The organism is Pseudoalteromonas sp. PAR1, assembly GCF_947311895.1.
GTDB classification, from domain to species: domain Bacteria; phylum Pseudomonadota; class Gammaproteobacteria; order Enterobacterales; family Alteromonadaceae; genus Pseudoalteromonas; species Pseudoalteromonas lipolytica_C.
In genome coordinates this window covers 145,219-160,020 of record NZ_CAMZMY010000004.1, presented here as the reverse complement: position 1 = coordinate 160,020, position 14,802 = coordinate 145,219, and the positions used below count along the sequence as shown (strand labels likewise).

The window sequence follows — 14,802 nt, the reverse complement described above, 5'->3', positions numbered from 1 at the left end:
AGCGATATCGCTGCTTTTTTTGTTTCACAATGCTAATTAAGCATTTTCAACCGCTGTACGTGGGTCAACATATTCCATGTTGAAAGCTTCTGCTACTTCTTTATAAGTAACTTGGCCTTTGATCACGTTTAAGCCTTTTAAGAAATGTGCATCATCAAGAAGCGCCTTCTTATAACCTTTGTTAGCAAGGTTGATGATATACGGTAATGTTGCGTTGTTAAGTGCAAACGTAGAAGTACGTGGTACAGCACCTGGCATGTTAGCAACACAGTAGTGAACAACGTCATCAACGATGTAAGTAGGATCTGCGTGAGTTGTTGCTTTAGAAGTAGCGATACAACCACCTTGGTCGATTGCAACGTCAACGATAGCAGAGCCAGGCTTCATTGCTTTGATGTGCTCAGCTGTAACTAGTTTAGGCGCTGCTGCACCTGGGATTAGTACGCCACCGATCACAAGGTCAGCTTCTAGTACGTGTTTTTCTAACGCATCAGCAGTAGAGTAAATAGCTTTAACTTTGTTACCGAACTGTGCGTCTAATGCACGTAATACGTCGATGTTACGGTCAAGAACAACAACATCAGCACCTAGGCCAACTGCCATTTGCGCTGCGCTACGACCAACCATGCCGCCACCGATAACAACAACTTTAGCTGGCTCAACACCAGGTACACCGCCCAGTAACATACCACGGCCGTGGTTTGATTTTTCAAGCGCTTGTGCACCAGCTTGGATAGACATACGACCAGCAACTTCACTCATAGGAGCAAGAAGAGGTAAACCGCCACGAGCGTCAGTTACAGTTTCGTAAGCGATACAGATTGCGCCGCTTTTAACTAGGTCTTCAGTTTGTGGAAGATCCGGTGCTAAGTGAAGGTAAGTAAATAGAATTTGGTCTTCGCGTAACATTGCACGCTCAACAGCTTGAGGCTCTTTTACTTTAACGATCATTTCAGCTTTAGCAAAAACGTCAGCAGCGGTTGGTAAAATTTCAGCACCAGCTGCAACATAATCTTCGTTAGTGAAGCCAATGCCCATACCTGCATCAGTTTCAACAAACACTTGGTGGCCATGGTTTACTAGTTCACGAACACTCGCAGGAACCATACCTACACGGTATTCATGGTTTTTAATTTCTTTAGGTACACCAATAATCATAGTTTTTCGCCTTAATAGAACGGGATAAAATTTTTGACTATTATATTCATGACATGCCAGTGTGTCTCACCTTTTTTAAGTTGGATTCTAGTGATATAATCTAAAAAATTAATTTTAACAGTTTAAAACTCTGGTTTGTCTTATGCACCAATTACTCGACCGAATTGACCGTAAAATTTTAATGGAATTACAGCTCGATGGTCGGATCTCTAACGTAGAGCTGGCAAGGCGTGTAGGCCTAAGTGCAACACCCTGTTTAGAGCGGGTAAAAAAGCTCGAAAGGGAAGGGTACATACTCGGTTATAAAGCCGTGGTAGATCCTGCAAAACTCGGGCAAGGTTTGTCGGTTTATGTAGAAGTGACTATCACTAAAACATCACCCGATGTATTTGAAGAATTTAACGCTGCAGTTAAAAAGCACGATGAAATTATTGAATGCCATTTAGTATCAGGTAATTTCGACTTTCTATTAAAAACGCGGGTAAACGACATGTCGGAATATCGAAATGTTTTAGGGGATATTCTACTAAAACTACCTAATGTCAGTGAAAGCCGAACCTATGTGGTAATGGAAGAAGTAAAAGGTGAGCAAGGGGTCATTATTCGCCCATATATTGCCTAAACTGTTAAAATACACATTGAGTAACAAAAACTTGTTCATTATCAGTCCATCAAGGTTAAGATAAAGTGCATCAAACGGCATTTCCTGCTAAGGTATTTCACTGCTAATCGATGAGTAAAGAATAATAAGGAATAGGGAGCTATGCGCCTAAATGGTGTTCAAAGACTGTTAGAAACGGGGCTAATTATTAGTACCTTTGCAGCAGTATTTATTTTATGTGCATTAATCAGTTTTGATCCAGCCGATCCTTCTTGGTCGCAAACCGGTGAATTTGTTAATGTTAAGAATATTACCGGCACCGCAGGTGCATGGATTGCGGATATCCTTTTGCTTAGTTTTGGCTGGCTAGCTTATCTTGTGCCAGTAGCCATTCAGCTGTTTGGCTATTTACTGTTTAAACAACCTCATCGTATTTTACAGCTTGACTACACCACGCTTGCTCTAAGAGTCATTGGCTTTGCGTTATTCATTACCTCAGCCACGGCAATTAGTAGCATCAATTTTGATGACATATATAATTTTTCATCGGGCGGGGTAGTAGGTGATGTGATTGCCACAGCCATGATGCCTACTTTTAATTTCACTGGCACCTCTATTTTATTGTTGTGTTTCTTTTTTGCCGGCCTAACGCTACTAACAGGAGTTTCTTGGGTTCAGTTTGTTGACTTTGTTGGTAAGTGGGTGATGAAAATATTCTACTTCTTACGCGCGCAGTTTTCTGCATGGTTAAATCGCGAAAGAGAAGCGGTTAAACCAACGTCAGCCGAGCCAGACGCTAACTTTGAACAGCAAGATAGCAACCCAGCTATAGGTTTCAATGACATAGACGAGCCAGCAACAAAGCCATCACAAACACAGAAAAAACAGCCAAGCAGTAGTGATGATGAATTTGAAGGTTTTGATGAGCTTGACGATATTCTTGACCAAGAAATTGGCTTTAGTGCGCTTGATGACGAATCATTCGATACTGTATCGGCACTTAATGCGCTTGATCAAAGCCCAGTCGTTGAGCCAGAAAAACCTGTAACAACGGTTGTATCGCCTGCGCGCCCAATGCCAAAGGCAAAACCTGCGTACCAGCCACCGCCAACGGCAAAAGAAAAGTTTGAAGCCTTACTAGATGAGCAACCGCCTGCTAACCCATTACCATCGCTAGATTTACTCGATCGCCCAGATAAAGCGAAAAATCCATTATCACAAGAAGAGCTCGATGGTATCTCACGTTTAGTTGAAACCAAACTACTTGATTTTAATATTCAAGCTGCGGTTGTGGGTGTTTATCCAGGTCCGGTTGTAACTCGCTTTGAGCTTGATTTAGCGCCGGGTATCAAAGTAGCCAAAATCACCGGCCTAGCTAAAGATTTAGCGCGTTCACTGTCTGCTGTGAGTGTTCGTGTTGTAGAGGTTATTCCAGGTAAAACTTATGTTGGTTTAGAGCTACCTAACAAACACCGTGAAATAGTGCGTTTAAGTGAAGTTATTAACGCACCTAAATTTGAATCAAACCCATCACCACTGACTATGGTGTTAGGTAAAGACATTGCTGGCGAACCGGTGTGTGCTGACCTTGGCAAAATGCCACATTTACTCGTTGCAGGTACCACAGGTTCAGGTAAGTCAGTGGGCGTTAATGTAATGATATTAAGCTTACTGTACAAATCGGGCCCTGATGATGTTCGTATGATCATGATCGACCCGAAAATGCTTGAACTTTCGGTGTACGAAGGCATCCCACATTTATTGTGTGAAGTTGTTACCGACATGAAAGAAGCAGCCAATGCATTGCGTTGGTGTGTAGGTGAAATGGAACGTCGTTATAAGCTAATGTCGGCGCTTGGGGTGCGTAACTTAAAAGGTTACAACCAAAAAGTGCTTGATGCGAAAGAAGCGGGTCACCCTATTTTAGACCCACTTTTTAAAGACACAGATGGCATGGCCGATGGCCCTGAAGAGCTTGGTAAATTGCCAAGTATTGTGGTGGTTATAGACGAATTTGCCGACATGATGATGATCGTGGGTAAAAAAGTGGAAGAGCTGATTGCTCGTATTGCACAAAAAGCTCGTGCTGCAGGTATTCATTTAGTGCTAGCAACACAGCGCCCATCGGTTGACGTTATTACAGGTTTAATTAAAGCGAATATTCCAACGCGTATGGCGTTCCAAGTTTCAAGTAAAATTGACTCGCGTACCATTTTAGATCAGCAAGGTGCCGAAAACTTACTTGGTATGGGTGACATGCTTTACCTACCGCCGGGTACCAGTGTGCCAGTGCGTGTACATGGCGCGTTTGTCGACGACCACGAAGTTCACGCGGTTGTAGATGATTGGAAAAAACGTGGTAAACCAAATTATATAGATGAAATTTTAAGTGGTGATGCCACAGAAGAAATTTTACTACCTGGAGAAACCAGTGAAGACGGTGATGAAGAGTCAGATCCGCTTTACGATGAAGCAGTATCATTTGTAATTGAAACCGGCAAAGTGTCGGTATCGAGTGTACAGCGTAAGCTTCGCGTAGGTTATAACCGCGCAGCACGCTTAGTTGAACAAATGGAAACATCAGGCATTGTTAGCGCACCGGGTCATAACGGTGCTCGCGAAGTCTTAGTGCCAAATGGTGGAGCAAATTAATGAAAAAAATTAAATACCTAGCCCTAATTATGGGTTGTTTATTAAGCGGTCAAAGTTTTGCAGACGACAGCGAAGCGTTGCAACAACAACTGGCTGCGATTAAAAGTTTTAAAGCACAGTTTTCGCAACAAGTGACCGATTCTCAAGGTGAAGCTATCATGCAAGGTGAGGGGAACATTGCCCTTCAGCAACCTATGATGATCCGCTGGCAACAACAAAGCCCAGATGACACCTTGTTTGTATCAAATGGCGACAAAACTTATTACTTCGACAGCTTTGCTGAACAAGTAACTATTATGAATACCCACAGCCTAATTGATTCAACACCGTTTGTATTGTTGACCTCAAAAGATCCTGAGCAGTGGGCAAAATACCAAGTTGTGGCAACAGAGGCAGGCTTTAGTGTCACGCCAAACAAAGGCGTTGAGAGCCAAGTTGAAAAGTTAGATATTAGCTTTAATGCTAAAGAGCAAGGTCTTGCATCACTAACTGTATTAGACACCTCAGGTCAGCAATCTTTATTTACCTTTAAAGATGCCAAAGTAAACGAAGCGCTTGCAGCTCAAACATTTGAATTTACCATTCCTGAGGGCGTGGAAGTTGACGACCAAAGCCAAGGTGATTAAGGCTTGAGTAACCTCGGATTTAATTTTGGCCCTGATGTGCGCCCACTCGCGGCGCGCATGCGACCAGAAACACTCAATGACTACATAGGTCAGCAGCACCTATTGAGCCCCGACAAACCTCTTTACCAAGCGATTCTTGCAGGACGATGCCACAGCCTTATTTTGTGGGGGCCGCCTGGCGTTGGTAAAACTACCTTAGCGCAAATTATTGCTAACCATGCCGATGCCAGCCTTATTCAAATGTCGGCTGTTACAGCAGGCGTGAAGGATATTCGTGAGGCAGTAAGCGAAGCGAAAGCAAACCTTGCTGGGCGAGGACAACGCACTTTATTATTTGTAGACGAAGTGCACCGCTTTAATAAATCTCAGCAAGATGCATTCTTACCACATATCGAAGATGGCACCTTTATTTTTGTTGGTGCAACCACCGAAAACCCATCATTTGCACTTAATAACGCGATATTGTCTCGTGCCCGTGTGTATGTTCTAAAAGCACTTGAGCAAACCGATTTATTTACCGTGATTGAGCGCGCCTTGCGTGAAGACGTAGAGCTTAGCCAAAAACACATTGAAATTGCCGATAACGCCAAACAGGCGCTTTGCCAAGCAAGTGATGGCGATGCGCGAAAAGTACTTAACTTGTTAGAACAAGCGGTTGATTTAACCTCGGAGCAACAGGGCAAATACCTTGTTGATCAACATGTTTTAAGCCAAGTACTGCCAACTCACTTAGCCAAGTATGACAAAGGTGGCGATGAGTTTTACGACTTGATTTCAGCGTTCCATAAGTCAGTACGAGGTAGTTCACCTGATGGCGCTCTATATTGGTACTGCCGTATTTTAGCCGGTGGCGGCGACCCACTTTATGTGGCTAGGCGTTTATTAGCGATTGCCACAGAAGATATTGGCAATGCAGACCCGCGAGCAATGGAAGTTGCACTCAATGCGTGGGATATTTTTCAACGTGTTGGCCCAAGTGAAGGTGAGCGCGCTATTGCACAAGCCACTATTTACTTAGCAAGTGCACCGAAAAGTAACGCTGTGTATATGGCGTTTAACCAAGCGCTACAAGATGCTAAAAATGAGCCGAGTTATCCTGTGCCAGAGCATTTACGCAATGCACCAACAAGTTTAATGAAAGATTTAGGTTATGGCGCTGAATATCGGTATGCTCACAATGAAGAAGGTGCATTCGCGGCTGGCGAAAAGTATTTCCCTGAGGCAATTAATGATCGCCAGTATTACTTCCCAACTGACCGTGGGCTTGAACAAAAAATAAAACAAAAGCTGGACTATTTAAGCCAGCGCAACGAGCAAAGTGATATTAAACGCTATGAATAGCTTGAAACTTTACATGATGATTGCAATGGGGGGCGCTTCAGGGGCGTGTTTACGCTATTTTCTTAGCGAAACCATGCTAAAACTGCTGGGTAGGGGATTCCCTTTTGGCACGTTGACAGTTAATATTCTTGGTTCATTGTTAATGGGCATTTTATACGGCTTGATTGAAAAAGAAATAATCGCTGTTAGCCCCGCTAAAACCTTAATTGGTATTGGCTTTTTAGGTGCATTGACCACCTTTTCAACATTCTCAATGGATTCGTTGTTGCTATTGCAACAAGGTCACTTTTTTAAAATGGCCCTCAATATCACCTTAAACGTGGTGGTGTGTATATTTATGGCTTGGCTGGGCCTTCAGCTGGTAATGCAAAAAGGTTAAAAATCGAACATGTTAGATTCTAAATATTTACGTCAAGATATTGAACAAGCGGCTGCACGTTTAGCAACGCGTGGTTTCGAGCTTGATATTGCAGCAGTGACTGCTCTTGAAGAAAAACGCAAAACATTACAAGTAAAAACGCAAGAACTTCAAAGCGAGCGTAATGCAAGTTCCAAAGCTATCGGCCAAGCAAAAGCGAAAGGCGAGCACGAAAAAGCACAACAGCTGCTTGATTCAGTTAGTAATCTTGGCGACCAACTAGACAGCGTTAAAGCAGAGCAAGATGCAGTGTTAGAAGAGCTTAAGCAAATTGCACTTGCTATTCCAAACTTACCTGATGAATCAGTACCTGTTGGTGAAGACGAAGATCAAAACGTTGAGATTTCAACATGGGGTACGCCTAAGTCATACGACTTTGAAGTAAAAGATCACGTTGATGTTGGTCAAGATGTTAACGGCCTAGACTTTGAAATGGGCGTTAAAATCAGTGGTGCACGTTTTACCGTTATGCGCGGTCAAGTTGCACGTATGCATCGTGCTCTTACGCAGTTTATGCTTGATACGCACACAGAACAAAATGGCTATACAGAAATGTATGTGCCTTACCTAGTAAATAGCGCAAGCTTATACGGCACAAGTCAATTACCTAAGTTTGCTGGTGACTTATTCCACACATTAGGTTTAGTAGATGACGACGGTCAGCAACAACCGGGTTTCAGCTTAATTCCTACAGCGGAAGTGCCGCTTACTAACAGTGCTCGTGACGAAATTTACGACGAAAGCGACTTACCAATTCGTTTAACAGCACATACACCATGTTTCCGTAGTGAAGCGGGTAGCTATGGCCGTGATACCCGTGGTCTTATTCGTCAGCACCAGTTCGACAAAGTTGAATTAGTACAACTAGTAAAACCTGAAGATTCAATGCAAGCACTAGAAGAGCTAACAGGCCACGCTGAGCAAATCTTACAAGCATTAGAGCTGCCATACCGTAAAGTGATTTTATGTACAGGTGATATGGGCTTTGGTGCAGCAAAAACTTACGATTTAGAAGTTTGGTTACCTGCACAAAACACCTATCGTGAAATCTCATCATGTTCAAACATGGTTGATTTCCAAGCACGTCGTATGCAAGCGCGTTTCCGTCGTCAAGGCGAGAAAAAACCAGAGCTACTTCACACACTAAACGGTTCAGGTTTAGCGGTTGGTCGTACCCTTGTAGCAATCTTAGAAAACTACCAACAAGCTGACGGCTCGGTCATCGTGCCAAAAGTATTACGTCCATACATGGGTGGCTTAGAAGTAATTAAATAGGCTTAATTTTTAGTCATTTTATGAAACCGCATTGGGAAACCATGCGGTTTTTTTTATTTTTTGATAATAATTAATTGCGGTAAGCAGTATGTTTAGTAAACTAAAAATAGGTACTATCAGTTTTAAAACTAAATCACATAGTATTTTATTACAATACACGAAGGACTGCTGTTATGAAAAAACTACTCGCCGTAGCATCTGCTGCTTTGTATTTAGCAAGCTCTGTCGCTTTTGCTAAAGATAAGCCCAATATCCTCATAATATTCCCCGATGATGTAGGCTGGCAAAACGTCAGTGCATATGGCCTAGGTACAATGGGTTATAAAACCCCAAATATTGATAAACTTGCCCATGAAGGTGCAATGTTTACCGATCACTATGCACAACCATCATGTACTGCTGGTCGCGCTGCACTTATTACCGGCCAGTATCCAATCCGTAGTGGCATGACAACTGTTGGCAGACCAGGCGCAGAGCTTGGTTTAAAAGCGGGCTCTTATACCCTTGCTGAGGTTCTTAAAGAGCAAGGTTACGCTACAGGTCAATTTGGTAAAAACCACTTAGGTGATCGCAACGAGCACTTACCAACCGTTCATGGTTTTGATGAATTTTTTGGAAACTTATATCACTTAAATACGCAAGAAGAATTCGAGCAACGTGATTAACCGAAAGACCCTGAATTTTTCAAAAAGTATGGTACGCGAGGTGTTTTACATACTTACGCAACTAATGTAGATGATAAAACGGTTGATCCACGTTTTGGTAAAGTAGGTAAACAAAAAATTGAAGATACCGGCCAGCTTTCTCGCGAACGTATGAAAAACGTAGATAAAGAGTTTATGGCTGCGAGCCTAGATTTTATCAAGCGTGCAAAAAAAGCTGATAAACCTTTCTTTGTTTGGTTTAACCCAAGTCGTATGCACATGTATACGCGTTTAAGTGACGAAAGTCGTTATTTAGCTGAAGAGTACACCACAGAGCATGATTTATACGGCAGTGGCCTAATTGAACATGACCAGCAAGTGGGTGAGTTAATGGCTGCGCTAGATGATATGGGTGTACTTGATAACACTATCGTTATTTACTCAACAGATAATGGTCCTGAGCACAGCGCTCGATTACACGGCGGTACAACACCTTTCCGTGGTGAAAAGATGACAACTTACGAAGGCGGCGTACGCGTTCCTATGATTGTTCGTTGGCCAGGTAAAGTCCCTGCAAATACGATACTAACGGGTATTCAATCGCACATGGATATTTACACAACCCTTGCAGCAGCAGCGGGTGAACCTAATATCGCGAAAAAAGCCCTTAAAGAGCATAAGCAACCGATTGATGGCGTAAATAACTTAGATTATTGGTTAGGTAAAACAGACGAAAGTGCGCGTGATAGTTTCCTTTATTATTACGAATCAAGCATCAAGGCTGTGCGTTATAAGCAGTGGAAACTTCATTTCGAAACGAGCGAAAACTATTATGCTCAGTATGAGAAGCAAAAGTTCCCGATCATCTATAACTTACGTATGGACCCGTTTGAAAGCTTTGATGGCTTAACAGACCGTTCAGACATTGTGCAAGCTAAGCAATGGCTAAATGAGCCTGTGCAACATCTACTTGGTGAACACATTAAGTCATTGACTGAATATCCACCACTGCAAAAAGCAGCGAGCTTTGACTTTAGCCAACTGATGGAACAGTTGATGTCTGGTAAGCAGTAACACTCAATAAAACGATTTATTAAGTTGTTAATCTAAATAAATAGCCGCATCGGGAAACCATGCGGCTTTTTTAGTTTTATGTTAATGGGCAAAAGATTGTAAAAGCTAAAGTGGATCTAAAACCGAGCAATCAACGTATTCAAAGCATTAAGTTAATAGTGTGAAACATTATGAGTAATAAACAAAAGTCTGTGCCAACATCACGGTTTTCACGAGCTGTTCGGCTTGGCTCTTTAGCTGGTAAAGTGGCGGGTAATATGTTGTTTGAAGGCACAAAAGCATGGGCGGCTGGCAAGCAAACATCACGACAAGAGTTATTGTTACAGCCTAAAAATATTCAGCGCTTTGCCGAACAGCTTGCAAATCTGCGTGGGGCTGCAATGAAATTGGGCCAGCTGTTATCTATGGATAGCGGTGAATTACTCACTCCTGAGCTATCTGCAATTTTAGCAAGGCTGCGTGCAGAAGCGACACCTATGCCGCAAAAGCAACTAGTTAAAGTGATGCGAGAGCACTGGGGCGATGCATGGCTAGAACAATTATCACACTTTGAACTTAGGCCATTTGCTGCGGCATCAATAGGGCAAGTGCATATTGCTTACCGAGAATCGGGCGAAAAGTTAGCAGTTAAAGTGCAATACCCAGGTATTGCAAAAGGCATTGCCAGTGATGTTGATAACTTAGCTTACCTTCTCAAGCTCAGTGGCTTATTACCCAAAGAGGTAGAGCTACAACCTCTAATAGACGAAGCCAAACAACAACTTATAAACGAAGCTGACTACGAATTAGAAGCTAATTATTTAAAGCGCTACAGCGAGTGTTTAAAAGGTGACGACAATTATCTTATTCCTAATGTAGTAGATTCGCTTAGTTCTTCTCAAGTTTTAGTCATGAACTTTGTTGAGGGACAAGAGCTAGAAGCACTTGCAAGTGCAGAGCAAACGATACGTAATAAAGCTGCTCAGCAGTTACTAAGCTTGTTTTTACAGGAGCTATTTAGCTTTAAATTAGTTCAAACAGATCCAAACTTTGCTAATTATCAATATCAAATCGACAATCAACGCTTAGTACTTTTAGACTTTGGCGCCACCCGCGAACTACCTCAGCATATTAGTGATGGCTACTTACAGTTATTATCTGCCGCGAATAGTAACGACAGAGCAGGTGTTGCAACAGCAGCACAGCAAATTGGCTATTTTCAACAAGGGCTTGCGCAAGAATATATAGATAATGTCGTTGATATATTTCTACTCGCCTGCGAGCCACTGCGTCACCAAGGTGAGTATGACTTTGCAAATAGCGACTTACCAAAACGAATTAAAGAGCTCGGCCTTAAAATGAGCACCGCCTCAGAGCATTGGCACGCACCACCCGTAGGTGCTCTGTTCGTACACAGAAAACTAGCAGGCCTGTTTTTAATCGCTGCAAAGCTAGGCGCAAAAGTGAATGTGAACAGTATTTTTAAGGAGTTTGAAGTACAGAGTGATAAATAATTGAAAGGGAGTTTGTGTGAAGAAAAATGGGGTCAATCAGAGCAAAATTACCGGAGTCAGTACTAAATAACATTCCTTGAGAAATTACTAAAATAAACGACACTGAATTCTTAGGTTTAATATGGTTTAAATAGTCCTAGAGTTTCTAATTATAAATTGTAGTAATATTTACATAAGATGAATTTAGAGTTATTGTTAAAACTTCACGGACGTTTCGTCCGCAAACTTGTTCTGATTGATAAAAAGAAAACCCTTTTGCCTTGATATATAAGGTGGCCTTTAGGCCTAGTGCTGGACCCCCGACGCAGTCGCGTGATTCACCCTGACCAGAGTAGAGTTGCTTCGCAACCCCCTCTGGGGCGAATCCGCTGCGTGCCTTCGGCACTTTAGGATACCGACCCAGGCTATGAGACTTGTACTGGTTTTTCTTTTTCAGAGGCGGTTTGAGTCTCATAGTGTGGCGGAAGCCTGTTAGCACTTTTGTGCTGGGTCGGTTGTTCCAAAAATTGTAAAGGGAATTATTAGTCAAATGACCACTCCAGATATTCCTCTGTTTAAAGCCGGTCCAATAAATTCGAAAGCTCATTTAGCAAAAGTGTTAAATATTGACATATCTGATATCGATGATGTCTTAAACATGCCACTAGATAAGAGATATAGGCCTCCTAAGAACCCCATTTTGAAATCTGATGGAACAATTAGGAAAATATTTAACCCTCATCGAAAAGTAAGGTTTTTGCAGCGACGCATTAATAATAGAATTAATAAACAGTGTATAAGATGGCCCTCCTACATTTATGGTTCTATCCCTAAAAGCATTGAAAATGGTAATCGGGATTATGTTGAATGCGCTCATAAACACTGTGGGGCAAAGAGTATTTTGAAAGTCGATATTTCTAATTTCTTTGACAATATACAAGAATTTCATGTGAAGAATATGTTTAAAAATCTCTTCCGGTATTCTGATGAAGTTTCTGAGATTATAACCAATATATGCTGTTATGGTGACAGAGTTGTGCAAGGAGCATTAACCTCTAGTTATATAGCTTCACTTATTTTGTGGGATGTTGAATTATACTTAGTGAGAAAGTTGAAGCGTTTGAATCTAACTTATACGCGGTTAGTTGATGATATTACTGTTTCTTCTACTAGTCACAATTTTGACTTTAACGGGACATCTAAGCTGATAGAAGAAATGCTAAATGAAAAAGGCTTACCACAAAACATTGATAAAACTAGAGTATACCGTCTTTCTAGTGAGCCTCTTAAAGTCCATGGCTTAGTAGTGTCATTCCCAAACCCTATATATTCTAAAGATGAAGTAAAGAATATTAGGGCGGCTGTTCATCAACTGAAACATAGAGCTGAAAAACAAGAAGATCAAAAATCGAAATCATACAGGAACGATTACCAAAGGATTTTAGGAAGAGTTAATAAGCTTAGTCGTGTTAAAAATGACAAGCATGCAAAGCTTATAAAAATACTTAGAAGTGATGGTTTAAGACCCAAACCATCGCAATCAGACAAAATTTCTGCGGAAAAGCGATTTGATAAAATAGTGATTGACTACAGCAGAAAAAAATCTCAATACAACTTTTATAAAAGATATCATTATTTAAAGCATCTTTTATTTTTTATAAAAGGAGAGGGTGGCTCTGACTATAAAAAGTTTGCACAAGATAAGCTTGATAAATTATTACGTTATGAGCCAGAATTTAAGATCAAGGAATATTAATGCTAGTGAAGAGCAAAATAACAAAGCTGGCATGTATTTATGCTTTCATAAACTTCATTTTCTTAGTCCTGCTGTTGGTGCAAATGAATGGAGCAGGAACGTTTTCACTTGATTTTTGCATTCAAGATCGTTGCCTAAAATACATATATGATAGGCACCAATATTTTATCGAGTTGGTGATTGTAATAAATAAATTTTTAGCGGGGCTTACGGCTATTTTTGGCGTAGCTTATGGTTATGTAGCTTTTATTGAGCAATCAAAGGATAGGGCTTTTAACAACCACCTTCGCAATTTAGAGTTTTTCGTATCATTCATAAAATCTGAAATTGATCGACTAGATTACCTCTCTCAATCAAGCGTTGATTTCAATATTTTATATCAGTTGATTTACCCAAATTCATCTGAAGGTAAAATGTCTAACTTTGATGAGTACAAAAGAAGAGTTAAAGAACTGAGAGACTATGTAATTAGCTATTCAAATGGGTATAAGGGTGGGATTAAAAAGATGCCGAACTCAGAAGTTTCTTTTTTTAATCATAAAAAGAAAATAATAAAGCTCGCTAAAAAATTTGGTATTGATGTTGCTAATTTACCCAAAGGAGACTTTTTTTCCGTTGAGAGTGATTTCTTTAAATTGCTAGACGTGATAACCACAACATTTACAAATGAGCGAGAGGTTCAGAGAGCGCGTTTTCTGATGCATAAAGTTGATATTCACTACAGATAATGAGTAGTAATCTCAGGCCTACCCTATCTCTTGTGAAGTGGTTTCCAAGGCCGTTTCATAGCTAAGCCATAATCTTTTAAGCTCAACATTTCTCCATTACACATTCAAAATGTGTAATGGTGATTTTCAACACTAGATTGAATTCCAATTGGCTGGAAAAGCTTTTTACCTTTAGGGTAAGTAGCGTAAACTTCTCCAATATCTAATATAAAATGAATATCCTGTTCTCTGCTTGATAAAACCTTTCCTAAGTATAAATTTGCTATATACAGACCTGCTAGTGCTTGTAACACGTTACCTAAATTCGCTTTATTAAAATGCTCTCTGCGTTCATGTTTTAAGCAGTTATAGTCAATCCACCATGAAGGAGACTTGCCTACGTTAAAATCTTCCCATGGGATAAATTGCAATTCGAATTCGAAAGACTGTACTTTTTCAGCTATCAGCCCTTTTTGATTTTCAACTACATAATCACGATAAATCGCTATGTTTGCTTCTTTAGATTTTTTAGAGGGGCAAATACTACATATTTCTTTGAGAACGACTTCTACCTCTGCACAAATAGCTAGATAGAGCTTCGCTAGCTCAATGGAATATGTTTTAAAGTTATCACTGGAGAAGTGAATGTAACGTGACATTGCATATACATCTGATTCTAGCGAGAGATAATAACGCCAATGTAGATTTTGTTTCATTGATTCCATTCAAATTAGCCTTTTAGGCTAATTGCTCCACTTATCGATGACAGGTTACATGTCTCTTTAATGTTAATTCTTTAACTCGAAAAATACCTTTGATCTTTAATTTCATCAAGGTAGAAGAGAACGTACTTTAAAAGTAAACTTACAGGAAAGTAAATTCAAGTAACTTATTGAATAGAGTGTAGAAAAGATGGTCGGCATAGCAGGATTTGAACCTGCGACCCCTGACACCCCATGACAGTGCGCTACCAAGCTGCGCTATATGCCGACGTTGCAAGCCATAGTACGGCTTTTTTTATAAAAATCAATACACCTGCGGTTTGTTTGGCTGTTTATTGTCCAGCTCTAATTATAAA

The 14,802-nt window shown here is 40.8% G+C and carries 12 protein-coding genes, 1 tRNA gene and 1 pseudogene; 11 read left to right on the top strand and 3 right to left on the bottom strand.

Going from position 1 to position 14,802, the window contains the following annotated elements; all coding sequences use genetic code 11:
• Positions 1–36: 36 nt before the first annotated feature.
• A complete protein-coding gene (gene ald / locus QL229_RS04715) occupies positions 37–1,158 on the bottom strand; it encodes an alanine dehydrogenase (protein WP_135925100.1) in 1,122 nt (373 codons plus the stop codon).
• A 142-nt stretch (positions 1,159–1,300) separates the two neighbouring features.
• Between ald and lrp the strand changes: the two genes are divergently transcribed.
• From lrp to QL229_RS04660, 11 genes and pseudogenes are all read left to right on the top strand, one after another.
• Positions 1,301–1,780, top strand: a complete 480-nt coding sequence (gene lrp, locus QL229_RS04710; RefSeq protein WP_063704651.1) for a leucine-responsive transcriptional regulator Lrp — start codon at positions 1,301–1,303, stop codon at positions 1,778–1,780.
• Between the two features lie 141 nt (positions 1,781–1,921).
• The gene (locus QL229_RS04705) at positions 1,922–4,411 is read left to right on the top strand and encodes a DNA translocase FtsK 4TM domain-containing protein (protein ID WP_135925098.1); all 2,490 of its coding nucleotides are present in this window, start codon (positions 1,922–1,924) and stop codon (positions 4,409–4,411) included.
• Positions 4,411–5,037 (top strand): outer membrane lipoprotein chaperone LolA, encoded by a 627-nt coding sequence (lolA, locus tag QL229_RS04700; RefSeq protein WP_138557372.1) that lies wholly within the window; start codon positions 4,411–4,413, stop codon positions 5,035–5,037. The genes QL229_RS04705 and lolA overlap by 1 nt, the downstream gene beginning before the upstream one ends.
• 3 nt (positions 5,038–5,040) lie before the next feature.
• Positions 5,041–6,378: a replication-associated recombination protein A gene (locus QL229_RS04695; RefSeq protein WP_138557373.1), complete on the top strand. Its 1,338-nt coding sequence runs from the start codon at positions 5,041–5,043 to the stop codon at positions 6,376–6,378.
• On the top strand, positions 6,371–6,757 hold the full coding sequence (gene crcB, locus QL229_RS04690; protein ID WP_082389253.1) for a fluoride efflux transporter CrcB: 387 nt from the start codon (positions 6,371–6,373) through the stop codon (positions 6,755–6,757). Before QL229_RS04695 ends, crcB begins: the two co-directional genes overlap by 8 nt.
• 9 nt (positions 6,758–6,766) lie before the next feature.
• Positions 6,767–8,071 carry a serine--tRNA ligase gene (serS, locus tag QL229_RS04685; protein ID WP_135925091.1) on the top strand — a complete coding sequence of 435 codons (1,305 nt, stop codon included), beginning with the start codon at positions 6,767–6,769 and terminating at the stop codon, positions 8,069–8,071.
• A gap of 173 nt (positions 8,072–8,244) precedes the next feature.
• Positions 8,245–9,345 (top strand): annotated as a pseudogene (locus tag QL229_RS04680) (sulfatase-like hydrolase/transferase); the annotation flags it as partial.
• On the top strand, positions 9,322–9,789 hold the full coding sequence (locus QL229_RS04675) for a hypothetical protein (RefSeq protein WP_249930205.1): 468 nt from the start codon (positions 9,322–9,324) through the stop codon (positions 9,787–9,789). The pseudogene QL229_RS04680 and the gene QL229_RS04675, both read left to right, overlap by 24 nt.
• Before the next feature lie 170 nt (positions 9,790–9,959).
• Positions 9,960–11,282, top strand: coding sequence for an AarF/ABC1/UbiB kinase family protein (locus QL229_RS04670; protein ID WP_138557375.1), 1,323 nt, complete (start codon positions 9,960–9,962; stop codon positions 11,280–11,282).
• A gap of 529 nt (positions 11,283–11,811) precedes the next feature.
• Positions 11,812–13,017, top strand: coding sequence for a reverse transcriptase family protein (locus QL229_RS04665; RefSeq protein WP_138557376.1), 1,206 nt, complete (start codon positions 11,812–11,814; stop codon positions 13,015–13,017).
• A complete protein-coding gene (locus QL229_RS04660; RefSeq protein ID WP_063704689.1) occupies positions 13,017–13,745 on the top strand; it encodes a retron Ec48 family effector membrane protein in 729 nt (242 codons plus the stop codon). Before QL229_RS04665 ends, QL229_RS04660 begins: the two co-directional genes overlap by 1 nt.
• Positions 13,746–13,849: 104 nt before the next feature.
• Here the strand turns inward: QL229_RS04660 and QL229_RS04655 are convergent, their stop codons facing one another.
• Together QL229_RS04655 and QL229_RS04650 are read right to left on the bottom strand one after the other, a co-directional pair.
• Positions 13,850–14,449, bottom strand: a complete 600-nt coding sequence (locus QL229_RS04655) for a hypothetical protein (protein ID WP_138558926.1) — start codon at positions 14,447–14,449, stop codon at positions 13,850–13,852.
• A gap of 188 nt (positions 14,450–14,637) precedes the next feature.
• Positions 14,638–14,714 (bottom strand) — tRNA-Pro (locus QL229_RS04650).
• Between the last annotated feature and the right edge of the window lie 88 nt (positions 14,715–14,802).